Origin of the sequence: Streptomyces sp. NPDC087901, from assembly GCF_044742205.1 — a bacterium.
Taxonomy (GTDB): domain Bacteria; phylum Actinomycetota; class Actinomycetes; order Streptomycetales; family Streptomycetaceae; genus Streptomyces.
Genome location: NZ_JBIUUC010000004.1, coordinates 236,510 through 262,419, shown reverse-complemented (window position 1 = coordinate 262,419; position 25,910 = coordinate 236,510). Strand labels below are relative to the sequence as shown.

20 protein-coding genes and 2 tRNA genes are annotated in these 25,910 nt (G+C 69.3%); 6 read left to right on the top strand and 16 right to left on the bottom strand.

All coding sequences use genetic code 11. From position 1 onward, the window contains the following. Positions 1 to 68 precede the first annotated feature (68 nt). Positions 69 to 596 carry a peptidylprolyl isomerase gene (locus ACIOEW_RS14900; protein ID WP_362539951.1) on the bottom strand — a complete coding sequence of 176 codons (528 nt, stop codon included), beginning with the start codon at positions 594 to 596 and terminating at the stop codon, positions 69 to 71. 372 nt (positions 597 to 968) lie between these two features. On the opposite strand from ACIOEW_RS14900, the gene ACIOEW_RS14895 reads away from it, so the two are divergent. After that, positions 969 to 1,694, top strand: a complete 726-nt coding sequence (locus ACIOEW_RS14895; RefSeq protein ID WP_362539954.1) for a DUF5324 family protein — start codon at positions 969 to 971, stop codon at positions 1,692 to 1,694. 90 nt (positions 1,695 to 1,784) lie between these two features. Here ACIOEW_RS14895 and ACIOEW_RS14890 read toward each other — a convergent pair whose 3' ends face one another. Further along, positions 1,785 to 2,147, bottom strand: a complete 363-nt coding sequence (locus ACIOEW_RS14890; RefSeq protein WP_362539956.1) for a hypothetical protein — start codon at positions 2,145 to 2,147, stop codon at positions 1,785 to 1,787. A gap of 116 nt (positions 2,148 to 2,263) precedes the next feature. Further along, positions 2,264 to 2,440 carry a hypothetical protein gene (locus tag ACIOEW_RS14885; protein ID WP_401964116.1) on the bottom strand — a complete coding sequence of 59 codons (177 nt, stop codon included), beginning with the start codon at positions 2,438 to 2,440 and terminating at the stop codon, positions 2,264 to 2,266. Between the two features lie 212 nt (positions 2,441 to 2,652). Between ACIOEW_RS14885 and ACIOEW_RS14880 the strand changes: the two genes are divergently transcribed. Both ACIOEW_RS14880 and ACIOEW_RS14875 read left to right on the top strand, forming a co-directional pair. Next, positions 2,653 to 6,090 carry a hypothetical protein gene (locus ACIOEW_RS14880; protein ID WP_401964115.1) on the top strand — a complete coding sequence of 1,146 codons (3,438 nt, stop codon included), beginning with the start codon at positions 2,653 to 2,655 and terminating at the stop codon, positions 6,088 to 6,090. Positions 6,091 to 6,197: 107 nt separating this feature from the next. Then, positions 6,198 to 8,072 (top strand): RNA-binding domain-containing protein, encoded by a 1,875-nt coding sequence (locus tag ACIOEW_RS14875; protein ID WP_401964114.1) that lies wholly within the window; start codon positions 6,198 to 6,200, stop codon positions 8,070 to 8,072. Between the two features lie 128 nt (positions 8,073 to 8,200). Here the strand turns inward: ACIOEW_RS14875 and ACIOEW_RS14870 are convergent. Continuing rightward, positions 8,201 to 8,273 (bottom strand) — tRNA-Ala (locus ACIOEW_RS14870). Between the two features lie 169 nt (positions 8,274 to 8,442). Between ACIOEW_RS14870 and ACIOEW_RS14865 the strand changes: the two genes are divergently transcribed. After that, entirely contained in the window at positions 8,443 to 8,991 is a 549-nt protein-coding gene (locus ACIOEW_RS14865) for a DNA-binding protein (protein WP_362539967.1), read from the top strand. A 62-nt stretch (positions 8,992 to 9,053) separates the two neighbouring features. Beyond that, positions 9,054 to 10,412 (top strand): serine/threonine-protein kinase, encoded by a 1,359-nt coding sequence (locus ACIOEW_RS14860; protein ID WP_401964112.1) that lies wholly within the window; start codon positions 9,054 to 9,056, stop codon positions 10,410 to 10,412. A 37-nt stretch (positions 10,413 to 10,449) separates the two neighbouring features. Here ACIOEW_RS14860 and ACIOEW_RS14855 read toward each other — a convergent pair whose 3' ends face one another. From ACIOEW_RS14855 to ACIOEW_RS14845, 3 genes are all read right to left on the bottom strand, one after another. Further along, positions 10,450 to 11,781 carry a hypothetical protein gene (locus ACIOEW_RS14855; RefSeq protein WP_401964110.1) on the bottom strand — a complete coding sequence of 444 codons (1,332 nt, stop codon included), beginning with the start codon at positions 11,779 to 11,781 and terminating at the stop codon, positions 10,450 to 10,452. Beyond that, positions 11,781 to 13,649, bottom strand: coding sequence for a VWA domain-containing protein (locus ACIOEW_RS14850; protein ID WP_401964449.1), 1,869 nt, complete (start codon positions 13,647 to 13,649; stop codon positions 11,781 to 11,783). The genes ACIOEW_RS14855 and ACIOEW_RS14850 overlap by 1 nt, the downstream gene beginning before the upstream one ends. Positions 13,650 to 13,880: 231 nt before the next feature. Beyond that, positions 13,881 to 14,015 (bottom strand): DLW-39 family protein, encoded by a 135-nt coding sequence (locus tag ACIOEW_RS14845; protein ID WP_003958712.1) that lies wholly within the window; start codon positions 14,013 to 14,015, stop codon positions 13,881 to 13,883. 340 nt (positions 14,016 to 14,355) lie between these two features. On the opposite strand from ACIOEW_RS14845, the gene ACIOEW_RS14840 reads away from it, so the two are divergent. Beyond that, entirely contained in the window at positions 14,356 to 14,727 is a 372-nt protein-coding gene (locus tag ACIOEW_RS14840; RefSeq protein ID WP_362539976.1) for a DUF6344 domain-containing protein, read from the top strand. A 130-nt stretch (positions 14,728 to 14,857) separates the two neighbouring features. Here the strand turns inward: ACIOEW_RS14840 and ACIOEW_RS14835 are convergent, their stop codons facing one another. The 9 genes from ACIOEW_RS14835 to dnaN all read right to left on the bottom strand — a co-directional run bounded on the left by ACIOEW_RS14835 (position 14,858) and on the right by dnaN (position 25,228). Beyond that, positions 14,858 to 15,070, bottom strand: a complete 213-nt coding sequence (locus ACIOEW_RS14835) for a hypothetical protein (protein ID WP_401964108.1) — start codon at positions 15,068 to 15,070, stop codon at positions 14,858 to 14,860. A gap of 78 nt (positions 15,071 to 15,148) precedes the next feature. Next, positions 15,149 to 15,222 (bottom strand) — tRNA-Ile (locus tag ACIOEW_RS14830). Between the two features lie 77 nt (positions 15,223 to 15,299). After that, positions 15,300 to 15,908, bottom strand: a complete 609-nt coding sequence (locus ACIOEW_RS14825; RefSeq protein ID WP_362539982.1) for a DUF3566 domain-containing protein — start codon at positions 15,906 to 15,908, stop codon at positions 15,300 to 15,302. Positions 15,909 to 16,001: 93 nt separating this feature from the next. Next, positions 16,002 to 18,671 (bottom strand): DNA gyrase subunit A, encoded by a 2,670-nt coding sequence (gyrA, locus tag ACIOEW_RS14820; protein ID WP_401964106.1) that lies wholly within the window; start codon positions 18,669 to 18,671, stop codon positions 16,002 to 16,004. A 67-nt stretch (positions 18,672 to 18,738) separates the two neighbouring features. After that, on the bottom strand, positions 18,739 to 20,844 hold the full coding sequence (gyrB, locus tag ACIOEW_RS14815) for a DNA topoisomerase (ATP-hydrolyzing) subunit B (RefSeq protein WP_362539987.1): 2,106 nt from the start codon (positions 20,842 to 20,844) through the stop codon (positions 18,739 to 18,741). Positions 20,845 to 21,248: 404 nt separating this feature from the next. Next, the gene (locus tag ACIOEW_RS14810) at positions 21,249 to 21,818 is read right to left on the bottom strand and encodes a DUF721 domain-containing protein (protein WP_401964103.1); all 570 of its coding nucleotides are present in this window, start codon (positions 21,816 to 21,818) and stop codon (positions 21,249 to 21,251) included. Continuing rightward, positions 21,815 to 22,945, bottom strand: a complete 1,131-nt coding sequence (gene recF / locus ACIOEW_RS14805; protein ID WP_350988397.1) for a DNA replication/repair protein RecF — start codon at positions 22,943 to 22,945, stop codon at positions 21,815 to 21,817. Before recF ends, ACIOEW_RS14810 begins: the two co-directional genes overlap by 4 nt. 127 nt (positions 22,946 to 23,072) lie before the next feature. Then, positions 23,073 to 23,951: a phosphogluconate dehydrogenase (NAD(+)-dependent, decarboxylating) gene (gene gnd, locus ACIOEW_RS14800; RefSeq protein WP_362539993.1), complete on the bottom strand. Its 879-nt coding sequence runs from the start codon at positions 23,949 to 23,951 to the stop codon at positions 23,073 to 23,075. Between the two features lie 146 nt (positions 23,952 to 24,097). Continuing rightward, a complete protein-coding gene (gene dnaN, locus ACIOEW_RS14795) occupies positions 24,098 to 25,228 on the bottom strand; it encodes a DNA polymerase III subunit beta (protein WP_148022051.1) in 1,131 nt (376 codons plus the stop codon). Positions 25,229 to 25,910 lie beyond the last annotated feature (682 nt).

The following is a 25,910-nucleotide window of genomic DNA, read 5'->3' as shown; positions in this document are numbered from 1 at the left end:
ACGGACGGACAGGGCGGTTGGTTCCCGACGGAAGGACCGGAGGGTGACCGGACGGTGACGTCAGGCGATCAGCGCTTCTCGACGACGACCGACTCGATGACCACGTCCTGCACCGGACGGTCGGTGCGGTCATTGGTCTGGGCGGCCGCGATGGCGTCCACCACCTTCTGGCTCGCCGGGTCCACCACCTCGCCGAAGATGGTGTGCTTGCCGGTCAGCCAGGCGGTCGGCGACACCGTCACGAAGAACTGCGAGCCATTGGTGCCCGGGCCCGCGTTGGCCATCGCCAGCAGGTACGGCTTGGTGAAGGCGAGGTCGGGGTGGAACTCGTCACCGAACTCGTACCCGGGGCCACCGGTTCCGTTGCCCAGGGGGTCGCCACCCTGGATCATGAAACCGCTGATGACCCGGTGGAAGACGGTGCCGTCGTAGAGCCGGTCCTTGGACTTGGCCCCGGTCGCGGGGTGGGTCCACTCGCGCTCACCGGTGGCGAGCTCGACGAAGTTCTTGACCGTCTTGGGCGCGTGGTTCGGCAGAAGCCGGATCTCGATGTCGCCCTGATTGGTCTTCAAGGTGGCGTAAAGCTGCTCGGCCACGATCTGCCTTCCGTAAGTCTGCTCTGACGTCACCCGATCCTTGCACGGACCACCCCGCCCGGCGCCCGGCCCGGCTGCGCCACACACACCCCTTGCACCATTGCGCCCCCTTCCGGGCCGGCCGCCTGCCGCTTCCCGGGCCGGCCGCCGGATGCGGAGCAGGAAGACATACGGCCAAGTGCGTGACGAACCGACGCGTGGCGGGCCGAACCGTGGCATTGTCGTCGGCAGGCTCCCCTTGCACCTGCTTGCCCCGGGGCATCCCTGATGACCCGGATGCCCGCTCCGCGTGCCGCACAGGTCCCCTGCAGGCATGATCTCGAACTGGGTGGATAGGCGGAGTACCTACCCGCCACCAAGGAGGAGGATCCCGTGACCCGCATCGACAGCGTGCGCGCCGCAACCGACTCGGCGAGGGACAGCGTGCAGCACGCCGCGGTAGTGGTGGCGCCCTACGCCGACTCGGCCAAGGAGCAGGCCGTTCACTATGCGCACGAGGCCCGCACACTGCTCGCGCCGAAGGTGTCGAAGGCAGCTCAGCAGGCCCGTGTCCAGTACGACGCACACCTCGCACCACGTCTCGAACTCGCCCTCGCACACGTGCCCCCCAAGGTCGACGAGGCCGCGCAGCGCGCCGCGCTGCGCACCCGCCAGGCCGCCCGGAGCGCCGCGGACTACACCGTCCCCCGCTTCGAGCACGCCCTCGCCACCGCGCAGCCCGTGGCCGAGGAGGCCACGGCCCGCAGCGCCGCCGCACTGGCTGCTCTGCGCGGGCAGGTCACCGCTAAGGAGATCAGGAAGCTGGCCCGGAAGCACGAACGGCGGGCCAAGTGCGGCCGTGCGTTCAAGGGGCTGGCCGTGGCCGGACTCCTTGCGGGCGGCGCCTATGCCGTCTGGCGGTGGTGGGACAAGCAGGCCAACCCCGACTGGCTGGTCGAGCCCCCCGCCCCCACCGAGGTCGACGACCGTGACCCGCTGACCTCGGTCGACGGCAGCGGCCAGACGATCCTGGACCCGGAGGTACGGGCCAAGCAGTCCGATGCGGAGGCGGAGGGACTGGACGCCCCGGACGGGCAGGACCCGGACGACCGCCTCTGACCAGCCGGTGATTTCCCTTTCCACAGCCGGACAGCACGCGGGACGGGCGCCGGAAGACCTCAGGGTCTTCCGGCGCCCGTCCCGCGTGGACTAAGCGCGGCGGCTGTCCCGGGACCCTCGCAGCTGGACAGCGCCGACGACGGCGTACAGCACGACCACCACTCCGAGTACCAGGTAGAGCCAGTCAAAGGCCTCGCCCTTGAAGAGTGCGGCCCATGCCCCGTAGCCCCCGACGGATCCGGCAACCACCAGCAACACCGATGCGACGGTGCGCAACACCCGCGCAGCCCCGGGCCGCCGGTCCTTGAGCAGCTCGGCTCCCGCACCGAGCGCGACCACTGCGGCGAAGACGTGGTGCGGCTCCGGACGCCCCGACACGACCACGTCCACCAGGTTGATCAGGGCTCCGACCGAGCCGACGACCAGGGCGCCCTGCGACATGCGACGGCTCATCGATCTCCCCGTTGACAGTCGGACCTCCTTGGCGATGACCTTCATTGTCGCAGGTCAGCCACGGGTGAGTGGGTCCGGCCGGGCGGGGCCGTGAGCGACGGGAACCGGCCCGGGCCCTAGCGCCGAGCCCACCGTTCCAGCAGTGCCAGGAGCGCCGGTGCGGCCGCTCCCGCCACCCCGAGCAGGACCCGGCGGCGGGCCTCCTGCCACAGCGACCGAGGCCGGCCCTCTTCTCCGTCCTCCGCCGGGCCCGGCACGCAGTCGGGTTCGGGCTTCTCGTGGCTACGGAACATGGGGAACCTCTCGGGTCTGACGGGCGGATGGCCGCCGTGCCGGAGCATCGGCCCGGTACGGCACCCACACCCTGGTTCCGCGTACCGCCGCATCCGGCGGAACCCGGGTGTACCGGGCAGCCGGCGAACTACTCTGCTGGTCGACGCCACCACGGGACATCGCCCGAAGCGCCCGTTACGGGTGGCCCGGGCAAGGGGGAAGGCGCGCACGCATGGGTTCGGCCGAAGGACGCGTGTGGGAGTTGCTGAGCAGACTGCGTCAGCGTGCGGAGGCCCACCGGAAGGCTCAGGGGCTGTCGTCCAGTCAGAGCACGGTGGAGACGGCGCTCAAGGCGTCATCTGCTCCTCCCGGCGCTCGGGGCTTCTCCAGGAAGCGGATCAGCGACTGGGCGCCGCGGGACGCGGCCGCGTTCAAGCTGCCCCAGTCGGGCAGCGACGACAAGGTCTTGGCCCTGGCAGCCCTGTGGGCCGACTGGGCACAGGAGCCTCCGCCGGGACGCGAGCTGCGGAACCTGCTGGAGAAGGCCCGCGACGAGCAGGCGCGAGAGCGCCGCATGCCCTCGGGGGAACAGCCGGAGGAAGAGGAATCCGTATCGGACCTGACAGCTGAGCAACTGGAAGTGCACGCGGCTCCCTTGCCCACGGCGCGGCACCGGATACTGCCCGCCCTGTCTCCGTACCTGAGCCGTGCCCTGGACAGAGAGGTACGCACCCGGATCAGGGAGGCCCTCTCCGGCGGGTCTTCAGCCCTCCTGGTACTGACCGGGGAGTCTTCGACCGGAAAGACGCGCGCCCTCTACGAGGCGGTGCGTGAAGTAGCCCCCAGGCAGCCGCTGCTACGGCCCGCAACCGCGCAGGACCTGCTGTCACTGCTCGCCGATGGGGCGGTACGTCCCGGAACCGTGCTGTGGTTGAACGAGTTCCAGCGGATCCTTCACGACAGCGAGGGCGAGCGGGCCGCCGCCCAACTGCGGCTGTTCCTGGACCGGCACCGGGGAGTGGCGGCCGTCGCCACCCTGTGGCAGAACCCGTACTGGCAGGAGCTGACTGCGCAAGGAAGGCCCCGGGACCCTCATCCCCATGCACGGGCCCTGCTCATCGGCGCCCATGCGCACCGGATCCGGGTGCCGGGCGAGCTGTCTCCCGAGGAGCGGGACCAGTGGCGCAAGCTTGCCGAACACCACGAGGACGATCGCCTGAAATACGCCGAGCGGGCCGGCGCGCAGGACGGGCGCATCGTGCAGCATCTCAGCGGCGGCCCGGAACTGCTCGACGCCTATCTGAGCGGTCCGGACGACCACTTCACGCGCCACGAGCACGCGTTGATCACCGCGGCACTCGACGCCCATCGGTTCGGCCATACCGCCCCGCTGCCCGCGGCTCTCCTGGCGCAGGCCGCCGACGGCACGCTCGCCCCGCACCACCGGGCGGCGCGCGAGGAGTGGGCGGCGCCCCTCCTTGACGCGCTGACCCGTGGTGAACGAGGCGATGGGACCCGTACCGACATCCGCTGCACTCTGACGCCGCTGAGGGCCCGACGGGACGCCGCCGGAAGCTCACCCGTGTACGAACCCACTGACTACTTGTGCCAGCACATCCCCGGCGTCCGCGTCGACCAGGCCGGTTCGGCTGCGCTGTGGGAAGCCCTCTGCTGTCACACCACGGACATCGCGGCCCTCGAAGGGCTTCAGAAATCCGCCTGGGAGCGCGGGCTCTTCCGGTACGCCCTCGACCTGGACCGCAAGGCGGCCCTCGCGGGCAGCGACCATGCCCTGATCCGGATCGTCGAACGCACCGCGACGCACCCGGCCGCCGGCACGTTCGCCCGCTGGGCAGTGGAACAGGTCGACCTGTCCGATCAGCATAAAGTGAACCGGCTCTTCGCAGCGTTGGGTGCGGCAGGAGCCCAAGGATCCATCGACGCGCTCGCCCACCGGCTGGTCGATCAGACCGACCCGATGGATGCGTGGGATGCCGGGTCCTTGGCCGCACGCCTGTCGGACCGGGGAGCCTCTTCCGAGATCGTCCACGCACTGGTGGACGCGCTGGTGCTCCAAGCCGATCAGCTCGCCCCTCGTGCGCTCGCCTTCGCCCTGCCCCAGATCGGGAGGGTCGCGACGGACGGTGCCTTCCGGTCGCTGGCGCAGCGCGCTGCCGACGGTCTCTGCCTCGCACCGGATGACATGGGGGCGGTCGCCTCCCTGATCCGGGCTCTGAGCGCGGCCGGTGCCTCCGAGCTCCTGGAGTCCTTCGCGAGCCGAGCAGTCACCGCGGCCGCGAACCTGGACCCCGACGAGCTGCCCTTCCTGATGGAGGAGTTGTGGCAGGCAGGGGCCGAGACGGCCGTACGGTCGCTGGTGTCCCTCACACCCGAGTCCCGGATCGGGCTGACTGATGTCTCCCTCACGCTGAGCCTGCTGCACGTCCTGCGCGCGGCCGGGGCCGACGACGCCGTCCAGAAGCTGTTGAACCGCGGCCCGGCCCGGCAGGTCGGGCTCGTGGACCCGGATGATGTCTTCAGCGAGAGTGGCGTCTGCGATTTGCTCGGCTTCCTCCAGGAGGTGGGCGCCATGAGCGAATTCGCCGTTCTGGCCGATCGCGCCTCGGCCGAGATCAGCCTGGATGACCCGGGAGTCATCACCACGATCCTGGAACTACTGCACTCGGCCGGCCATGAGCAAGCCCTGTCGAAGCTGCTTCAGCGGGACCTGCCCGCTCATGTCTGGTACGAGGATCCGCAGGAGGTCCAACCCCTGCTCACGGCTCTGCGGAGCATCGGAGCCACCGACGTGTTCGAGGCCATGGCGGAGAAGCTCGTCGACGACGTCGACTGGCACGTATCCGAGTTTCTGCAAGGGGTCGTCGAAGTCCTGGTGGCAGTCGGCGCCGAGCGCGCCATCGACGTGTTCGTGGCACGCGCCAAGGCGGAAGCGGGCACGGGACACGGACTGCTCTCGGTGCTCGCCCTGTCCGAGGGAGGCGCCCCGGAGGCCGCGCAGGAGCTGGCCGAGCACAGCGTCGCTCAGTCCACCGGCACGGACTTGGGCGATGTCAGTCTCCTCGCGTGGTACTGCCACACCGCTGATGCGCCGGCCGCCGTAGCGAAGCTGCTCGACCGAGGCCTCGTGGATCAAGCCGATATCGCCTTCGCCATGGAACCCGACGCACATGCGACGCTCCTGGAGATCATGAGTGCCGTGGGGGCGGACGATACTGCTCGCTCCTTCGCCGAGCGTGCCGCCGACGGCATCGGCCTCGACCACACCATGGGTGTCGCTTCCCTGCTGACGGCCCTGAACGCCGCAGGGCTGTCCGGCCCGCGCGACATCCTCGTCGAGCGCGCTACGGGTGCGAGTCTCAGCCACCCGAACAGTGTGACCCGGCTCCTCGAAGCGCTCATGGAAGCCGGAGCGGACGAGGCGGTACAGGAGCTTCTGGACCGGGACCCCGCCTCGCAGGTCGACCTCAACTGGGGCACCGCCGCCTGCGGTGAACCCCTCCTGGCGGCCCTTCGGAAGGCCGGTTCCCGCAAGACCGAGGACCTCGCCCGCCGGGCCCGGGCAGCAGCCTGTCTCCCCGTGGAATCACTCCTGCCGTACGGCCTGGACACCCACGGCCGCCCCGCCGTCCCATGGTCCTGGAGTCGGTAGGGCTCCGCCCGCGGTGATCCACCGCACCGCCTCGGCGTGCGGTGGATCACCGCGGGCGGACTCCGGAAAACCATTGCCTCGTGGCGGCGCGCCAGGATACTGATCCGATGGCGGCAACTGATCTTCACGAAGCCCGCTCAGCTCTGCGCGCCGGTCACCCTGCCGCTCTCCTGGGCCTGCGCGAGTCCTCCTGGCTGGACGCCAAGCGCGAGCCCTACAAGCTCAGGGATCCCAAGCACGTCGAAGAGCTGGCCAAGGACGTCGCGGCGTTCGCGAACACGTCCGTCGGCGGGCTGATCGTGCTCGGGATCAGTACACGCGTGGAAGACGGAGCGGAGATCCTCGAACGGCTGGTCCCCTTCGACCGTTCCTCGGTGAACACGAAGCAGTACAGCGACCTCATACGCGAACGCATCACGCCCGCTCCGCGAGGGGTCACCGTCGCGTGGAGCGACTGCGATGACGGCTCGTCCGTCCTCTTCATCGACGTACCGGAGCAGCCACCGGCCAACTTTCCCTACGTCGTAGCAGCCCCGGTGGGCAAGCCGGGCAAGGTCAACCCCTCCACGATCGCGGTGCCGATCCGCGAGTCCGACAGCACCCACTGGCTGCCGAGGGAGGAGATTCACCGTCTCCTGCACACCGGTTGGACAGCGGCGGGGATGCCCGGCCTCGATAGCCTGACGCAACTGGTGCAGGAGGCGGTCTCCAGCACGCACGAAAGGCCCTCCGCACCGCTTCCCCGGATCGGTCAGGGGATGGGCGGCGGCACAGCGGACTTCCAGGCCGCGTACGCCGCCTTGAGGCGCACGAACCCCGTGGGCGCGGCCATGTCCGAGGTGTTCTGGGACAACGAGGGACGCGGCGCCTTCCAGCACTTGGCCCCCGCGTCGCCTTCCCATCCTGCCTGGGTGCTGTGCAGTGTCCCCTCCCGACGGGCGATGGCCATCCCGCAGCCGGTCTGGGACGCGCTCATGGCCGCCGGAGGAGGCACAACCGCCACCATCGGGTACCCCGACACCGGGACCGATCGGGATCTCGGACCAGTTGTCATCGACAAGGACGTCAAATCGGTCGACGTGGCGGCAGGAAAGTGGGGGCCCGGACGTCTGGTGCGACGTGGCACACGCACGTGGGTATGGGAGCCGAAACCGGGCATCGGCTTCGGGATCACCCGTGGAGCCAGGAATTGGACGGGGGAGGTTCGGCCTCCGCAGCTCCGGATCCGGGCGCTCGTCACGCTCCCGCTCGCGAACGCTTCCGAGCTGGAGATCACGGCAAAGGCGCGCCGTGGTCTCGTGAACTCCAACTCGCTCGACGTCTTCACGAACACGGTGGCCCAACTGAACGAGCACCGAGGACGGTCGGGCACCACCTCGTGGTCACGCAGTGCTTCGAGGTGGGAAGCGGGACCGCACCGGAACGCGTTGGACTCGGCGAGCTACTCCAGCACCGTTCCGTTCGTCCGCGGCTCCGACGCGACCGCAGAGGCCATGGTGGCCCTGCCGCACTCGCTCGATTCAGCGGTGGTGACGTGTGTCGATCTGCGGGTGGACGGCGTGGACGGGTGGCATCGGACGAGGACTCCTCCGCCCTTCGGCCGGTACTCCGAGGAGGAACTTTCGGGCACCCGTCTCGCTCTGGAAGAGGTCGTCGCGATCCTCTTCGTCGCCTGGACGATCGCGGCGGAGGCGCTGCCGGCCCTGGCCGGGGTGAACCTGGACAGACCACAGTGGACGGGTCCCCCCACGGTCGAGTTGAGGCTCAGTGCGGAACGCCCTTGCAACGAAGCGGAACCGGATCTCAAAGAGCTGATCGACTTCTCCCGGTTCGGACCGACCGACCGGAAGGCCCTGCCCGGGATGGCGGTGACGGTGACCGCGCCACCGCGCATGGATGAAGAGGCGCGTCTGCTCCTCGTCAGGCAGGCACTGGTGCGTATGGGACAGGCCTTCGGCTTCGTCGAGGCCGAGGACCTGTGAGTGGCCGGCTGCTGTGGATCTGGGCTGCTCTCCCTGCCGCAGGAAAAGCGGGCATCGGGCATGGGGAATCGGGGCAAAAAAAGCAACCCCCTAACCACGTTTCCGCAGGTCAGGGGGTTCTGTACGTGTGGAGCCTAGGAGATTCGAACTCCTGACATCTGCCTTGCAAAGGCAGCGCTCTACCAACTGAGCTAAGGCCCCGAACAGCAAACAGCACCCGACATCACGCGTCGTGGCCACCGCCGGAGACCAGAGTACCGGGTGACCCCCTGAAACCTCCAAAAGGATAGGGACTCCCGGTTGGCAACCACGCTCCGTAAGATGCTCGGCGAGGTTCGCAGCAGCGAAGCCGCAGCGAAGGGGAGACGCCATGGATGCAGCGCAGCAAGAGGCAACGGCCAGAGCCAGGGATCTTCAGCGCAGCTGGTACGGAGAGCCGCTCGGCGCGCTCTTCCGGCGGCTGATAGATGATCTCGGCCTGAACCAGGCCCGGCTCGCCGCGGTCCTCGGGCTGTCCGCCCCCATGCTCTCCCAGCTCATGAGCGGCCAGCGGGCGAAGATCGGCAATCCCGCAGTCGTCCAGCGCGTCCAGGCGCTCCAGGAACTGTCCAGTCAGGTGGCGGACGGCAGCGTCAGCGCGGGAGAGGCGACCGACCGCATGGAAGAGATCAAGAAGTCCCAGGGAGGTTCCGTGCTCACCGCCACCGGCCAGACCACGACGACTGGCGGCGCCCCCACCGTGCGACGCGTCGTCCGCGAGATCCAGTCGCTGCTGCGCTCCGTCGCAGCCGCCGGTGACATCATCGATGCCGCCGACTCCCTCGCCCCGACCCACCCCGAACTGGCAGAGTTCCTCAGGGTGTACGGCGCAGGGCGCACCGCGGACGCGGTGGCGCACTACGAGGGACACCAGAACTAGACCGGGCGCAGGCACAGAGACACGCACGGGCCGAGACAGGAACGGGGAGCGGGCGCAGCGCAATGGGTGAGGTCTTCGCTGGTCGGTACGAACTGATCGATCCGATCGGACGTGGTGGGGTCGGTGCTGTCTGGCGTGCCTGGGACCACCGGCGCCGCCGGTATGTGGCCGCCAAGGTCCTCCAGCAGAGCGACGCGCACACGCTGTTGCGCTTCGTGCGCGAGCAGGCGCTGCGGATCGAGCATCCGCACGTGCTCGCCCCGGCGAGCTGGGCGGCGGACGACGACAAGGTCCTGTTCACCATGGACCTGGTCAGCGGCGGTTCGCTGGCCCATGTCATCGGCGACTACGGCCCGTTGCCCCCGAGGTTCGTCTGCACGCTGCTCGACCAGCTGCTGTCCGGGCTGTCGACGGTGCACGCCGAGGGGGTCGTGCACCGGGACATCAAGCCCGCCAACATCCTGATGGAGGCCACCGGCACAGGCCGGCCGCATCTGCGGCTGTCCGACTTCGGTATCTCCATGCGCAAGGGCGAGCCCCGCCTCACGGAGACGAACTACGTGGTGGGGACGCCGGGTTACTTCGCACCCGAGCAGATGCTGGGCGCGGAGCCGGACTTCTCCGCGGACCTCTTCGCGGTCGGCCTCGTCGCCCTGTATCTGCTCCAGGGCAAGAAGCCCGACTCCCAGGCGCTCGTCGAGCACTTCGCCTCGTACGGGACGCCCAGCGCCCCGCAGGGCATCCCCGAGCCGCTCTGGCAGGTCCTCGCGGGGCTGCTGCAGCCGGACCCGCAGGCCCGGTTCCGTACCGCCACGGGTGCGCGCAAGGCCCTGACGGCCGCCGTCGAGATGCTGCCGGAGCCCGGGATCGGCGAGGAGCCGGTGGAGGTCTTCGACCAGATCGGCCCACTGCCCGCGGGATTCGGCCCCACCGGTCCCGTACAGGCCGAGCAGCCGCAGGCTCCCCAGGCCCCGCAGGCCCAGGCCCAGGCCCAGGCCCAGCCGATCGGACAGCCGGCAACAGGACAGCAGGCCACCGGACAGCAGGCCTACGCACAGCCCCCGGCCGCGATGTCGGAGACGGGCAGCTTCCACCTGCCTCCGCCCCCGCAGCACCCCGCCCCCGCGCCCCAGGCCGCTCATCCCCTGACTCCGCACCCAGCGGCTCCCTTCCCCGCCGCCATCCCGGATCCCTCGCAGGCCCCCACCTCCGCGGTGCAGCACGAACAGGCGCTCACCCGCGCCTACACCGCCCAGCACCCGCAGCCCCCGGTGGCGGCCCACGCGCCCTCGCCCACGCCGCACGCGGCTGCGCACGCCCCGCAAACGCGTCCGGGACCGTCCCCGAAGGTGGCGGTCCCGGTGCTGCTGGTGGCGCTGATCTGCTTCGCCGTGGGCATCTGGGCGCTGACCCAGGCCTGAGCGGGAGGGGCGGGCCCGGTCAGGGCCCGTCGGCCGGCTACCAGGCCTGCGGCGGCCCTCCGTACGGGGGCTGACCGCCGGCGGCGGCCGCGCGGCGCCGCGCGATCAGCATCCACGCGCCCAGCGCGAGGACCAGCACGGCGCCCGCGCCGATACCGGCCGCTCCGACCAGCCTCATGGTGTTGCTCTTGCTCTCGGCGGCCTGCGGGCCGCTCTGGCCGCTCTTGGCCAGGTCCTTGTCGTTCTCCGTGACCGCGAAGATCCCGGCGTCGCCCGCGTACGGCGTCTCTACGGCCTTTCCGTCGACCTTGACGGACAGCGTCAGCGGGAACGGCTTGGTGCCGTAGTCCTTGGCGACCGCGGGGCTCAGCGAGACGGACAGGTAGTACCAGCCCGCGAAGCGCATGGCGCTGACGCTGCTGCTCGAATCGAACCTGTTGCGGTACGCGACCGGCGGCACCGGATCGAGGGAGACGGAGGCCGGCTTGCCCGAGTACGACATGGGCGAGGCATCGTCGACATGGCCGTGGGCCGGGTTGTCCAGGGACATCGCGAGTGCGTTGCCGATGAACTCGTCGGAAGCGGGGTTGTTGCCGAGGCCGGCCGTCGCGAAGATCTGCTGCCCCCAGTCCACCGGAACCCGGTAGAAGAGGGTCTGCCCCGGCTTGATCTCGTCCTTCCACTCGCCGGTCTCCAGGCTCGTGGCGTCGTAGTAACTGCTGCCGCCGTGCCTGCGGTTGTCGGCGGCGGGCGTGGGTGGTGCGGGCGACGCGGACGGCCAGTTCTCCGGCGCCTCGGTCGGCATCGCAGCGCCCTCACCGAGTTGCGGCTCCGCCGCGTACCGCAGTTCCAGCTCCCAGTCCTCCGGCCCCGAGGTGGCCTTGCTCTCCCGCTCGACCAGGACGTTGTACGTACCGGGGCCCTGACAACTGCTGCTGTCCTTCTCCACGACCCGGTAGGCGTACGCGGTGATCGGACGGGGGAACTCCGCGGACTCGAAGAGGGCGTCCTCGGAGCTGCACTGCAGATCCGAGCTGTCCCTGATGCTGACCGTGATGCCGTCCCCGTAGGCCACCTTGCCGCCGCCCTCGGGCACGACGACGGCCGAGACGTACGCGTTCGTCGTCGCGTCCAGGTTCAGTCGGTAGTAGAGCTTCTGGCCGACCTTGATCGAACTCTTGTAGACCGAACCGGCCTTGAGCTCCGTCGCATCGGTGTTCACCTCCGCGCCGCTCACCGCCTTCGCCTCCGGGTCGAAGGTGTACGAGGCGGCCTCACCGTCCGCGTACGCCTGTCCCGGCAGCGCCGCCACCGCGCACATCGCCGCGGCCGCGGCCAGCGTCACCCGGCCTCTGCTGCGCTGCCTCATCACGCGCTTCCCCTCGTCGTCCGTGCGGCTGCCCCGCGGCGGCTGCGTACATATACGAACACGGCGACCAGCGCGGCCATGACGGCCGCCCCGGCAGCAGCCGCGATGCCGGTCCATCCTGCCCCTCCCGCACCACTGCTGTCTGCGGACGCGATCGAATCGCCCTTCTTGTCCGCATCCTGTGCGGCCTCACCGCCGGACTTCTTCGCCGCCACGGGGGCGCCGTGTTCCGGACCGGTCCGCTCGTCGCCGAGCACCGACACCCTCAGCACCAGACCGATCTGCGGATTCTCCGCGATCTCGGCGGCCTGCGCGCCCAGCGTCACCGAGATGTAGAAGCCGCCCCCTGCGTGCACCGGCTGGACGTCGGTCCGGTTCTCGTAGCGGTTGGTCCAGGCGACCGGGACCCCACCCATCGCCACTGCCGAAGGACGGCCGCTGTACATCGCGCTCGGGTTGAACTCGCCTCCCCCGGTGAGCGGGTGACGCGCCGGAGTGTAGAGCTGGGTCGCGCCGTAGGAGAGCGTTCCGGTGGTGCCGTCCACCGTGGGCTCGTTCGCGAACTCCACGTCGTAGCGCACCTGCTGGCACCAGCCCGCCGGAACCTTGTACCAGAGCGTCTGGGACGGCAGGATCCGGTCGCGCCACACTCCCTGTCCGATCGTCTCGGCGTCGTTGAACCCGGTGCCGCCGCGCACGTCACGGGGGTCACCCGTCGGCAGCGTGGCCTCCTTGCCGCCCGGGCCGTACTCCGTCTGCGACTGGGCGGGCGTCACACCCTTCGCCAGCGGCGCCTCGACCCCGTACACCAGCTCAAGGGGCCAACGCGCGTCGTCGGAAGCCTTCTTGCTCTCCCGCTCCACCACCAGCCGGTACGAGCCCGCCCTGTCGCAGGTGCGGGTGCCCTCCTTCGAGCGGATGCGCGCGACCGCCGAAGTCAACGGAACCGCACCCTCCTTCTGCAGGAAGCGCGCGGTGTCCGTCCCGCAGGAGCTGTGCTCGTCGTACTCGATCCTGGTGCTCAGCGCGTCGAACGTGTCCACGGCCGCCCCGGGTTGCGGCACCGCCGTCGCCGCGAGGTCCACCGTGGACACGGCGTCCAGATCCACCGCGTAGTACCGCTTCTCACCCGGCCCGATGGTGTCCAGATACTGCCCGGGTACGAGCGCGGGTGCCCTGTCGGCGGTGGCCGCGCCCGCCACCCGCTTGCCGCGCAGGCGGTAGCCGTCGGCGGAGAGCTGGGCGGCGCGCTGGAGCTGACGGGCCAGCGCCTTGGCGTCCGGTGCGTCGTAGTAGCGGCCGTTGCCCGCGTCCGCGATGCACTCCAGCTGCTTGCGGGCCGCGCCCTTGACCTGGAAGCCGACCGTGTCGATCCGCAGCCCGACACCCTCCTTGCCGAGCTGCTCGGCGACCTCGCAGGGCTGCGGCGTACCGCAGTTGTCCTCGCCGTCGGAGATCAGCAGGATCGTGCGCGTACCGATGGCACCGCCCGCGGGTTCCGGCAGGTCCTGCGCCGCCTTCCGGAGCGACAGGCCGATGGGGGTGTCGCCCCTGGGGCGCACGGCCTCGACGGCCTGTTTCATCGCGGCCCGGTCGAGCTTCTGCACCGGGCGTACGAGCCGGGTGTCCGTGCAGCCCTGCGGCTGGTCGGCGCCGTACACACGCAGACCGGTGGGATAGCCGTCGGGAAGGCCGTCCACGACCGTGCCCACGGCCGTGCGGGCACTCTCCATCCTGGTCCGCCCCGTGCCGTCGTCGTCCCCCATGGAGCCGGACGAGTCGAGCACCATGACCAGGCTGCCGCTCCCGTCGGACCGGACCTCGGCAGGTGCGTCAACCGCGCCGGGCGGGTCCGCCAGGGCCGGCATCGCGCCTGCCACCAGGGCGAACAGCGCCCCGCCGATCAATGTGCCCGCCCTTACGGTGCGGTGCTGGTTGCGTGCCTTCACCCGTGCCCCCTCGACCGAAACCCCGGCTTCTTTGCTCAAGCAACCTATTGATTTGCTTGAGGGAACTCAAGGGCACAGGCGTCACGGTCCCGCAACAGCACGAAGCCCCGGCCGCATCTGCGACCGGGGCCCGCGACAGGCTGTTCTGTCTCACACACCCGAACCTGCGGGCACGGAGTCAGTCGCCTCCGTCCACAGATCCTGCTCGGCGCGATCCGCCTGGATCTGGCGGTACACGAGGAGCCCGCCGATGGCGGCCAGTGCGACCAGGAGAAGCTTCTTCACCGCGCGACCTCGTCTTTCCTTGGCATTGGGGAGTTCTGCTGCCCGACTATACACATCGGCCGATATCGACCGGTGACCTCCCCGCAACCCAACTGGCGCCTGCGGAAGAGCGATCGTCGGAAGATTGTGCATCGCCGGCCGCCGGGTACGGACGGCCACCGGAAGACCGCCCGGACCCGAGCCGAACCCGGCCCGGACACCGCCCTCCGGAGCCGGTTGCACCATACGAGTGGTGTTCATCTGAAGAACCGCATATCGGTGGCGTCGATCCACGAAATCGCGAGCCGGATCCACATCATCGGAAAGGTAAGCAAACCGGACCACCTGAAAGTGAGGGGCCATGAGCACCTTCAAGGCCAAGAGCATCTGGACCGCCTTCATCACCGCGTTCTTCGCACTCCTCGCGTCGCTGGGCCTCGCAAGCTCCACCGCCGCGGCCACGGAAGCCACGGTCACGGAGCCGGCGAGCACGAGCCACGAGCACAGGGCCGCGACCACGGCAACTCCGACCGCCCCGTCGGTGCGATGGACCCTTCCGCGTGACCGGGCGCTGCCCCCCACGATGAAGCAGCGCATCCGCGCCGAGGCGCACGGCTCCTCACCCGCCACCCGGCAGCTGTCCGCAGACACGAAGGACACCACGAACACCACCGGCACCGCCCGCGCCTCGCACGGTGCCCCGGCGGGGGACGCTTCCCTCCTCCCGCCCTGAGAGCGGCGCACCTGACACTGCGAGGCCCCTGGCCCGGGATTCCCCGGCAGGGGCCTTCTTCATGCCCCCACACCTGCGTGCCGAGCCCCGGTGAGCCCGTACATCAGCAGCACCTCGTCGACGAGCCGGTTCATGCAGAGACTGCCGGTGTCCGCTCACCGAGGGTCTCCAGGGCGACGCGCACCGGGCCCGGGTCCGTCGCGGCGGACGAGCGCGACGGGACGCCCTCCCCGCGCGTCAGCCCGTCGATTCCGTACGACTCGATTCCGTACGACGGGCTGACAGTCCCCACCGTCGCCACACTCCCGGCAGACCTGCCCGGCAGACGGCTCGTCACGGTCATGCCGGCTCCTGCCGGAGGGCGCAACGCACGGCATACGACGAAGGCCCCCACCGTGAACGGTGAGGGCCTTCGTACAAGTGGGGCTAACAGGATTTGAACCTGTGGCCTCATCCTTATCAGGGATGCGCTCTAACCAACTGAGCTATAGCCCCGCCGCGCTTTTGTGTCGCGCTGACGTGAAGAAGATTAGCGCACGTCGGGGCCAGTCCCAAAATCGATACCCGCGTCGCTACTCGTCCTCGGCCAGCGTGAGCTCGACGCCGCCCACGAAGCCGGCCGACAGGTTGTAGATGAAGGCACCCAGCGTCGCCAGGGCCGTCGCCAGAACCACGTCGATCACCGCGATGACCGAGGTGAAGATCAGCACCCGCGGCAGGGACAGGAACGACTGCAGATCGAAGCCGTTGCCCTCGTTGGAGCCGGTCGCCTCGCTGATGGTGCCGCCGACGGTCTCGAAGACGCCCATCGCGTCCATGACCATCCACAGCACCGCCGAAGCGACCACCGTGCAGATGCCGAGCGCGATGGACAGCAGGAAGCTGACCTTCATCACCGACCACGGATCGGCCTTGGCCACGCGCAGACGCGCCTTACGGGTACGCGGAGTGGTCCGCGCCCCCGTCCGCGGCCTGCGGGTCGCCTGAGCCGTGCCTGCGCCCGGCACGGCCCCCTGCCGCCCCCCGTGGGACCGGCCACCCTGGGTCCCGCCCGGGGGCGAGGGGTAGGCCTGCGGAGGGTGGTACGGGCCGGCCTGGCCCGGTGCGGGTTCCCGCTCACCGGGCAACGGCCCGGTCGCGTAACCCTCGTACTGGGGCTGAGGGCCCCGGGTATCCGTCACAGTGCCCCCTTGGGAGTCCGTGGCAGGGCCACGGGCGCCGTTTCCGCCGGCTTCGGAAGCGGCCGAACCGGCGCCCGTGGCTCCACTCACGCTTTACTCCTCGTGCTCCCCGGTCGAGGACGTGTTGCCCTCGACTGTGCCGTCGACCGTGCTCTCGGCAGCTGCGTCGGCCGTGGTGGCCTCAGCTGTCACTGCCTCGGCCGTCTCGCCTTCGGCGTCAGCGTCGACGGGACCGTCGACTTCTTCGGCCTCGCGACCTGCCTCGGCGTTGCGCGCGATACCGACGACGGCGTCTCGCTTGCCCAGATTGATCAGTTGGACGCCCATGGTGTCACGGCCCGTCTCCCTGACTTCATTGACTCGCGTACGAATCACACCACCGCCGAGCGTGATGGCGAGAATCTCGTCCGTCTCCTCGACCACCAGCGCGCCGACCAGCGAGCCCCGGTCCTCCACGATCTTGGCGGCCTTGATGCCCAGGCCACCGCGACCCTGGACGCGGTACTCGTCGACGGGGGTCCGCTTCGCGTACCCGCCGTCAGTGGCAGTGAACACGAAAGTACCGGGCCTGACGACATTCATCGAGAGCAGTTCGTCTCCCTCGCGGAAACTCATGCCCTTCACACCCGAAGTGGCGCGGCCCATCGGGCGCAGCGCGTCGTCCGTCGCAGTGAACCTGATCGACTGGGCCTTCCTGCTGATGAGCAGCAGATCGTCCTCGGAGGACACCAGCTCCGCACCGATCAGCTCGTCGTCGGATCCGTCGGCCGTCTCGCGCAGGTTGATGGCGATGACGCCGCCCGATCGCGGCGAGTCGTAGTCCTTCAGCGCGGTCTTCTTCACCAGACCGCCCTTCGTGGCCAGGATCAGATACGGCGCGGCGTCGTAGTCGCGGATCGCCAGGATCTGCGCGATCTGCTCGTCCGGCTGGAAGGCCAGCAGGTTCGCCACGTGCTGACCGCGGGCGTCACGGCCGGCGTCCGGGAGCTCGTACGCCTTCGCCCGGTAGACCCGGCCCTTGTTGGTGAAGAACAGCAGCCAGTGGTGCGTCGTCGACACGAAGAAGTGGTCGACGATGTCGTCTTCCCTGAGCTTCGTGCCGCGCACACCCTTGCCGCCGCGCTTCTGCGAGCGGTAGTCGTCCGTCTTCGTGCGCTTCACATAACCGCTGCGGGAGATCGTGACGACGATGTCCTCCTCGGCGATCAGGTCCTCGATGGACATGTCACCGTCGAAGGGCACGAGCTTGGAGCGCCGGTCGTCGCCGAACTTGTCGACGATCGCCGCCAGCTCCTCGCTGACGATCTGCCGCTGCCGCTCGGGCGAGGCGAGAATCGCGTTGTACTCGTTGATCTTCGCCTGGAGCTCGTCGTGCTCGGCGGTGATCTTCTGGTGCTCCAGCGCGGCCAGCCGGCGCAGCTGCATCTCCAGGATCGCGTTCGCCTGGATCTCGTCGATCTCCAGCAGGCCCATCAGGCCCTCACGCGCGATCTCCACGGTGTTGCTGCGCCGGATGAGGGCGATGACCTCGTCGATGGCGTCCAGGGCCTTGAGCAGGCCGCGCAGGATGTGCGCGCGCTCCTCGGCCTTGCGCAGCCGGAACTTCGTGCGCCGGACGATGACCTCGATCTGGTGCGTCACCCAGTGGCGGATGAACGCGTCGATCGACAGGGTGCGCGGCACCCCGTCCACCAGCGCCAGCATGTTGGCGCCGAAGTTGGTCTGCAGATCGGTGTGCTTGTACAGGTTGTTCAGTACGACCTTGGCGACCGCGTCCCGCTTCAGCACGACGACCAGGCGCTGGCCCGTCCGCGACGAGGTCTCGTCGCGGACGTCCGCGATGCCGCCGACCTTGCCGTCCTTCACCAGGTCGGCGATCTTCTGCGCGAGGTTGTCGGGGTTGGTCTGGTACGGAAGCTCCGTCACGACCAGGCACTGGCGGTTCTGGATCTCCTCGACCGCCACGACCGCGCGCATCGTGATCGAGCCACGGCCCGTGCGGTACGCCTCCTCGATGCCCTTGCGGCCCACGACGAGCGCACCCGTCGGGAAGTCCGGACCCTTGATCCGCTCGAGGAGAGCGTCGAGCAGCTCCTCCGGCGAGGCCTCCGGGTGCTCCAGGTACCACTGGGCGCCGGACGCCACCTCGCGCAGGTTGTGCGGCGGGATGTTGGTGGCCATGCCGACCGCGATGCCCGCCGAACCGTTGATCAGCAGGTTCGGGAAGCGCGCCGGCAGAACCACCGGCTCCTGGTTGCGGCCGTCGTAGTTGTCCTTGAAGTCGACGGTCTCCTCGTCGATGTCCCGGACCATCTCCATGGACAGCGGCATCATCTTGCACTCGGTGTACCGCATGGCGGCGGCCGGGTCGTTGCCCGGGGAACCGAAGTTGCCGTTGGAGTCCACGAGCGGCATGCGCATCGACCAGTGCTGCGCCAGGCGCACCAGGGCGTCGTAGATCGAGGAGTCGCCGTGCGGGTGGTACGTACCCATGACGTCACCGACGACGCGGGCGCACTTGTAGAAGCCCTTCTCGGGCCGGTAGCCGCCGTCGTACATCGCGTACAGCACCCGGCGGTGGACGGGCTTGAGGCCGTCCCGCACGTCGGGCAGGGCACGCGACACGATGACGGACATCGCGTAGTCGAGGTAGGAGCGCTGCATCTCCGTCTCGAGCCCGACGGGCTCGACACGCATGCCCACACCCTCGACGGGCGGGACCTCTTCGGGCGTCACGGGGGCAGGGGTGTTCTCGTCGGCCATTGCTGGTCAAAGTCCTTTCGCGCTGCGGCTTGGAGGGTCGCCGGACCCTCCTCCTTGTACGGCCGACTCAGATGTCGAGGAAGCGGACGTCCTTGGCGTTGCGCTGGATGAACGAGCGCCGTGCCTCGACGTCCTCACCCATCAGCACCGAGAACAGGTCGTCGGCCTGCGCCGCGTCGTCGAGCGTGACCTGGCCGAGCACACGGTGGTCGACGTCCATCGTGGTGACACGCAGCTCCTCGGCGTTCATCTCGCCGAGGCCCTTGAAGCGCTGGATCGAGTCTTCCTTGATCCGCTTGCCGTTCTCCTTGCCGAGCGCCACCAGGGCGTCGCGCTCGCGGTCCGAGTACGCGTACTCGAAGTCGTCCCGGCCCCACTTGATCTTGTAGAGCGGCGGGCGCGACAGGTAGATATGCCCGTGCTCGACCAGCGGTCGCATGAAGCGGAAGAGGAAGGTGAGCAGCAGGGTGTTGATGTGCTGACCGTCGACGTCGGCGTCCGCCATCAGAATGATCTTGTGATAGCGGAGTTTCTCGATGTCGAAGTCCTCGTGGACCCCGGTACCGAAGGCCGAGATCAGTGCCTGGACCTCGGTGTTCTGCAGGATCTTGTCGATCCGGGCCTTCTCGACGTTCAGGATCTTGCCGCGGATCGGCAGGATGGCCTGGTACATCGGGTTACGGCCGGACTTCGCCGAACCACCGGCGGAGTCACCCTCGACGATGAAGATCTCGCACTTCGTCGGGTCGTTGGACTGGCAGTCGCTCAGCTTGCCCGGCAGCGAGGCGCTCTCCAGGAGGCCCTTGCGACGGGTCAGGTCACGCGCCTTGCGGGCCGCCACACGGGCGGTCGAGGCGGCGATGCCCTTGCGGATGATGTCGGCGGCCTCGTTGGGGTTCCGGTCGAACCAGTCCGTCAGCTGCTCGTGAACGACCTTCTGCACGAAGGTCTTGGCCTCCGTGTTGCCCAGCTTGGTCTTCGTCTGGCCCTCGAACTGCGGCTCGCCGAGCTTCACCGAGATGATCGCCGTCAGACCCTCGCGGACGTCCTCACCGGTGAGGTTGTCGTCCTTCTCGCGCAGCAGCTTCTTGTCGCGCGCGTACCGGTTGACCAGCGAGGTCAGCGCCGCACGGAAGCCCTCCTCGTGCGTACCGCCCTCGTGCGTGTGGATCGCGTTGGCGAAGGAGTAGACCCCCTCGCTGTACTGCGTGTTCCACTGCATGGCGATCTCGGCCGAGAGGAGACGGTCCTTGTCCTCGGCCTCGATGTCGATCACCGACTGGTGGATGACGTCGCCCTTGCGGGAGTTCAGGTACTTCACGAAGTCGACGATGCCGTTTTCGTAGTGGTACGTGACCGTCCGGGCCGGCTCGTCCTCGGGAACGTCGACCGCCTCGGCGCTGTCCGCGCCGGCCGTCGCCTTCGCCGACTCCCGCTCGTCGGTGAGCGTGAGGGTGAGGCCCTTGTTGAGGAAGGCCATCTCCTGGAAGCGCCGCGAGAGCGTCTCGAAGGAGTACTCGGTCGTCTCGAAGATGTCCCCGTCGGCCCAGAAGGTGACCGACGTGCCCGTCTCGTCAGTGGCCTCGTTCTGGGCCAGCGGGGCGGTCGGGACGCCGAACTTGTAGTCCTGGGTCCAGCGGTAGCCGTCCGTCTTGACCTCGACAGCCACCCGGGTGGACAGGGCGTTGACGACGGACACGCCGACGCCGTGCAGACCGCCGGAGACGGCGTAGCCGCCGCCGCCGAACTTTCCGCCCGCGTGCAGGACGGTGAGCACGACCTCGACGGCCGGCTTGCCTTCGGACGGCACGATGCCGACCGGGATACCGCGGCCGTTGTCGATCACACGCACCCCGCCGTCGGCGAGGATCGTGACGTCGATGGTGTCCGCGTGCCCGGCCATGGCCTCGTCGACCGAGTTGTCGACAACCTCTTGCACGAGGTGGTGGAGACCGCGCTCACCGGTCGAGCCGATGTACATGCCAGGCCGCTTGCGGACCGCGTCCAGACCCTCGAGCACGGTGATCGCGCTGGCGTCGTACGAGGCTTTCACCTCACCCGAAGCCTTCACCTCGGCCGTGGCGGGAGCAGCGCTGCTCTCACCGGGGGTGGACGGAATGTTCTCGTTGGGGTTGCCGGAATCGGCCACGAAGCGCCCTTTCTGGCACAGCACAGGCCGTTCTCCGGGCAGGCGGGAGCGGCTGCGTCGTTCGGCTTGTATCAGACGAATCCCGCAAGGACGCGGGATTGTCCACCAGTCTACCGGTAGCGCCGACCCGAATGGGGGTTTGCCGGTACCTGAGTCCGCATGTGCCGCCCTGAATGAGCGCCTGACGACTCCCCATATTCGGGAAGGGGCCTCAAGAGGCTCACACGGGCATTGAGCGCTTCGGCCTGTCAGCCTCCCGCTACGGTGAGGGACGCCTGCTCCCCGCCGCACGGTTTCAACCACCGCGCACCCCCTCAACAGGGGTATCGAGGTCATCGGCGACAAAGAGGGCACATCACGCCTCGGGCCTCTCGCGGCCGGCACCGTGATCGCGGTCGTTCAGGAGAAAAAGACCAGGTCAGGAAGGGTTATCCGTAGGTGTCGCCCGGGCCTGTGCTGCCCGGCGCGCGCAGCGGACCGTATCGGCGCGCGGGCCCTCCCGGCCCCAGGACCTTGATCAGCCTCACGGTGCCGTGCCCCAGATCCGCGTTGAGCCGGGCCACGAGCTGTGGTGCCAGCAGCCTCAGCTGGGTCGCCCACGCCGTGGAGTCGCACTGCACCGTCAGCACCCGCTCATCGGGGTCCTCGTCGTAACGCAACGGCACACAGTGATTGGCGAGATCGTCACCCACGATCTGCGGCCAACGGCCCATCACGCCGCCCACCGCGGCCGGCGTCTCCCAGCCGCGCTCGGTGATCAGTCGATTGATCGCGGCCCCCAGCGGCAGCGGATCCCGGCCGTCCGCCCGCGCGCCGGAACGCAGCCCGCCGCCCCGCCGGGCCTGCTTCTTCTGCTGCGCGGCCGCACCGCGCGCCCGCGCCTGCTCCTTCGCCGCGCGCAGGGCCACCCGCGCCAGGTCCACGCCCGAGGGCTCCGGCTGCTTCACCGGGTCCCCGGCCGCCCCGGCCGGGTCCTTGCCGCCCCCGTCGCCGCTCACAGCCGCTCCACCTCGCCGGCGGACACCGCGTACCGCGTCCCCGCGAGCACCCCGGGGACGTCGTCGTCCACCGCGGCCGTCACCAGCACCTGCTCACCGGGGGCCACCAGCTCGGCCAGCCGCTCCCGGCGACGGGCGTCCAGCTCGGCGAAGACGTCGTCCAGCACCAGCACCGGTTCGTTGCCCTCGGAGCGCAGCAGGTCGTACGAGGCCAGCCGCAGGGCCAGCGCGTACGACCAGGACTCCCCGTGGCTCGCGTACCCCTTGGCCGGCATCCCGCGTAGACCCAGGACCAGGTCGTCGCGGTGCGGGCCGACCAGCGTCACGCCCCGCTCGATCTCCTGCTTGCGCACCTCGGCGAGGGCCGCGATCAACTGCGCGTACAGCTCGTCGCGCGTGCGCGCGGGCTCCACCTCGGCGCCCACCGAGCTCCGGTACTCCAGCGTCACCGGACCGCCGCCCGGCGCCACGTCCGCGTAGGCCTTGTCGGCCAGGGGCTGAAGCGTCGCGATCAGGTCCAGCCGCTGCGCCAGCAGTTCGGCACCCACCCGGCCCAGATGCTGGTCCCACACGTCGAGCGTCGACAGGTCCATGGAGCGCCCGCCGTGCCTGCGTGCCATCGCCGCGGACTTCAGCAGCGTGTTGCGCTGTTTCAGCACCCGTTCGTAGTCGGAGCGCACCCCGGCCATCCGCGGTGAACGTGCCGTGACCAGCTCGTCGAGGAACCGCCGGCGCTCGCCGGGGTCGCCCTTGACCAGCGCCAGATCCTCCGGCGCGAACAGCACTGTGCGCACTATCCCCAGCACGTCACGGGGCCTGACCTGCGAGGACCTATTGATCCGGGCGCGGTTGGCCTTGCCCGGATTCAGCTCCAGCTCGACCAGCTGGGACCGCTCGCCCTGGGTGACGGCCGCCCTGATGACGGCCCTGTCGGCGCCCATGCGCACCAGGGGCGCGTCGGAGGAGACGCGGTGGCTGCCGAGCGTCGCGAGATAGCCGACGGCCTCGACGAGGTTGGTCTTGCCCTGGCCGTTGGCCCCCACGAACGCGGTGACGCCCGGGTCGAGAGGCACCTCGACCCGGGCGTACGAGCGGAAGTCGGCCAGCGACAGATGCGTGACATGCATGGTGTACGCCGACCTTCCCGGCTTCCTGCTCCGTGCTCCGTAGTGCGGGACGGACCGCCCGGTCCGGCCCGCACCTCGTTGCGGCTGCTGCTTGAGCTCGGCCGCTACTTCTTGTCGTTCTCGACCGCTACTTCTTGTTCTCGACCGCGTGGCCGCCGAACTGGTTGCGCAGCGCGGCGATCATCTTCATCTGCGGGGAGTCGTCCTGGCGCGAGGCGAAGCGCGCGAAGAGCGACGCGGTGATCGCGGGCAGCGGCACGGCGTTGTCGATCGCGGCCTCCACCGTCCAGCGGCCCTCGCCGGAGTCGGCGGCGAAGCCACGGAGCTGGTCCAGGTGCTCGTCGTCGTCCAGCGCGTTGACCGCCAGGTCGAGCAGCCAGGAACGGATGACCGTGCCCTCCTGCCAGGAGCGGAAGACCTCGCGCACGTCGGTGACGGAGTCGACCTTCTCCAGGAGCTCCCAGCCCTCGGCGTAGGCCTGCATCATGGCGTACTCGATGCCGTTGTGAACCATCTTCGCGAAGTGGCCGGCGCCGACCTTGCCCGCGTGGACGGAACCGAACTCACCCTCGGGCTTCAGGGCGTCGAAGACCGGCTGGACCTTCGCGACGTGCCCGGCGTCGCCGCCGTACATCAGCGCGTAGCCGTTCTCCAGGCCCCAGACGCCGCCGGAGACTCCGCAGTCGACGAAGCCGATGCCCTTGATGCCCAGCTCGACCGCGTGCTTCTCGTCGTCGGTCCAGCGGGAGTTCCCGCCGTCCACGACGATGTCGCCGGGCGAGAGCAGCTCGGCCAGCTCGTCGATCGTGGACTGGGTCGCGGCACCGGCCGGGACCATCACCCACACGACGCGGGGGCCCTTGAGCTTGCCCACAAGCTCTTCGAGGCTGTGGACATCGGCGACGTCCGGGTTGCGGTCGTAACCGATGACGGTGTGGCCGGCGCGGCGGATGCGCTCGCGCATGTTGCCGCCCATCTTGCCGAGACCGACGAGACCGAGCTCCATCAGAGATTCCTTAAGCGTTGTGCCGATTCGTACCCAGGACCGAGCCTACGCCCGGCAGGGGACAGGACGCCGGGCATGCTCGGCGCTGAACGTGCCCGTCGGGTCCTGCCGCGATTCCTTGAGCGTCGGCAGGACCGGTGACCGGATCAGCCGGAGAGGCGGACCGGCATGATCAGGTACTTGTACGCATCGTCCGCCTCGGCGTCCACGGCGGGCCGGCCGCTGAGCAGCGCGGGCTTGGTGGACGTCGTGAAGGAGAGCTGGGCGACCGGGGAGTCGATGGCGCTCAGGCCGTCGAGCAGGAAGGTCGGGTTGAAGGCGATCGAGATGTCGTCGCCCTCCAGCACGGAGTCGACGCGCTCCACAGCCTGTGCGTCGTCGCTGGAACCCGCTTCCAGGATCAGGACGCCCTGCTCGAAGCTGAGCCGCACCGGGGTGTTCCGCTCGGCCACCAGGGCCACTCGCTTGACGGCCTCGACGAAGGGGGCCGTCTCGATGACCGCGACCGAGTTGAACTCGGTGGGGAAGAGCGTGCGGTACTTCGGCAGATCGCCTTCGAGCAGTCGGGTGGTCGTACGCCGCCCCGCGCCCTCGAAACCGATGAGGCCCTCACCGGCACCGGAGCCCGACAGCGCGAGCGTCACCGTGTCGCCACTGGTCAGCGCCTTGGCGGTGTCCAGCAGCGTCTTGGCGGGCACCAGCGCGACAGCGGAGGCGTCGGCGTTCTCCGGCTTCCAGAGGAACTCGCGGACCGCGAAGCGGTAACGGTCGGTGGAGGCGAGGGTGACGGTGTCGCCCTCGATCTCGATGCGCACACCGGTGAGCACGGGCAGCGTGTCGTCGCGGCCCGCCGCGATGGCTACCTGGGCGGCCGCCGAGGCGAAGACCTCGCCGGGCACGGTGCCGGTCGCGGTCGGCATCTGCGGGAGTGCCGGGTACTCCTCCACAGGAAGGGTGTGGAGTGTGAATCGCGAGGAGCCGCAGGCCACGGTCGCCCGTACACCGTCTGTGGAAATCTCCACCGGCCGGTTGGGCAGGGCACGGCAGATGTCGGCGAGCAGCCGGCCGGAGACGAGCACCGTGCCGTCCTCCTCGATCTCGGCGTCCACCGAGACCCGGGCCGAGACCTCGTAGTCGAAGCTCGAGAAGCTGAGGGCTCCGTCCTCAGCCTTCAGCAGAAGGCCCGCAAGAACGGGCGCCGGCGGACGGGCCGGGAGGCTACGGGCCACCCAGGCCACAGCCTCCGCGAGTACATCGCGCTCCACCCGGATCTTCACCGGAACCGCCTCCTGCTGTTGCTCGCTCGCCCTGCTGGCCTTCGTCGTCTGGTCGGGTCGCTCCACCGATGCCGGGGGGAGGACGCCGGGGACCAGTCTGACGTACGGCACCGACACTCGGTGCTGCTCGGGGTCAAGTCGCGACGAGAGGTTCGGGGAGCTCCGGCGCCGAGTTGTGCACAGGCCCCACTTCGAAGCGGATTCCGGGCTAACTATAGGTGGCAGTAGTAGTAGGGCCTGTGGAAACGGTGGATAACGTCGTTTTCGCAGGTCAGACCCACTTTTTTGTCCACCGACCCTGTGGGTGGCACCGGTGGACAACCTGGTGTTTCTGTGGACACCGGAAAGTTCTGCACAACCCGTGCACAGGGCAGGGGGGTTTCTCCCCAGGGCTGTCCCCAGCTTTACCCGCGTTCCCCACAGCCCAACCGACCCTCTTGGTGTGACGCCTTTCACTCGGGGCGGTGAAAGCGGGTGTTGCGTTGCCGAACAGTGGACAGCGGTGTGGAGAAGTCTGCCCTTCCTGGGGAAAACAGCCGCCGGCCTGTGGGCCACCGGTGGACAACTCCGGAGGGGTCCTGTGGACGAAAAACTTGTCCACAGGCTGTGGATCATTGTTGACCACAAATCCCCAGGCCCCTGAGCTGGCCTGATGGAGTATCGGCTGTCGTGCCTGTGGAAG

What these genes read in the sequence shown, in the direction of transcription:
- ACIOEW_RS14885 (WP_401964116.1), bottom strand. Translation starts at nt 2,440, where the DNA reads ATGTTCCGTAGCCACGAGAAGCCCGAACCCGACTGCGTGCCGGGCCCG.
- ACIOEW_RS14835 (WP_401964108.1), bottom strand. Translation starts at nt 15,070, where the DNA reads ATGACCGTGACGAGCCGTCTGCCGGGCAGGTCTGCCGGGAGTGTGGCG.
- gyrA (WP_401964106.1), bottom strand. Translation starts at nt 18,671, where the DNA reads ATGGCCGACGAGAACACCCCTGCCCCCGTGACGCCCGAAGAGGTCCCG.
- ACIOEW_RS14875 (WP_401964114.1), top strand. Translation starts at nt 6,198, where the DNA reads ATGGCGGCAACTGATCTTCACGAAGCCCGCTCAGCTCTGCGCGCCGGT.
- ACIOEW_RS14865 (WP_362539967.1), top strand. Translation starts at nt 8,443, where the DNA reads ATGGATGCAGCGCAGCAAGAGGCAACGGCCAGAGCCAGGGATCTTCAG.
- ACIOEW_RS14880 (WP_401964115.1), top strand. Translation starts at nt 2,653, where the DNA reads ATGGGTTCGGCCGAAGGACGCGTGTGGGAGTTGCTGAGCAGACTGCGT.
- ACIOEW_RS14840 (WP_362539976.1), top strand. Translation starts at nt 14,356, where the DNA reads ATGAGCACCTTCAAGGCCAAGAGCATCTGGACCGCCTTCATCACCGCG.
- ACIOEW_RS14855 (WP_401964110.1), bottom strand. Translation starts at nt 11,781, where the DNA reads ATGAGGCAGCGCAGCAGAGGCCGGGTGACGCTGGCCGCGGCCGCGGCG.
- gnd (WP_362539993.1), bottom strand. Translation starts at nt 23,951, where the DNA reads ATGGAGCTCGGTCTCGTCGGTCTCGGCAAGATGGGCGGCAACATGCGC.
- ACIOEW_RS14860 (WP_401964112.1), top strand. Translation starts at nt 9,054, where the DNA reads ATGGGTGAGGTCTTCGCTGGTCGGTACGAACTGATCGATCCGATCGGA.
- ACIOEW_RS14890 (WP_362539956.1), bottom strand. Translation starts at nt 2,147, where the DNA reads ATGAGCCGTCGCATGTCGCAGGGCGCCCTGGTCGTCGGCTCGGTCGGA.
- ACIOEW_RS14850 (WP_401964449.1), bottom strand. Translation starts at nt 13,649, where the DNA reads ATGCCGGCCCTGGCGGACCCGCCCGGCGCGGTTGACGCACCTGCCGAG.
- recF (WP_350988397.1), bottom strand. Translation starts at nt 22,945, where the DNA reads ATGCATGTCACGCATCTGTCGCTGGCCGACTTCCGCTCGTACGCCCGG.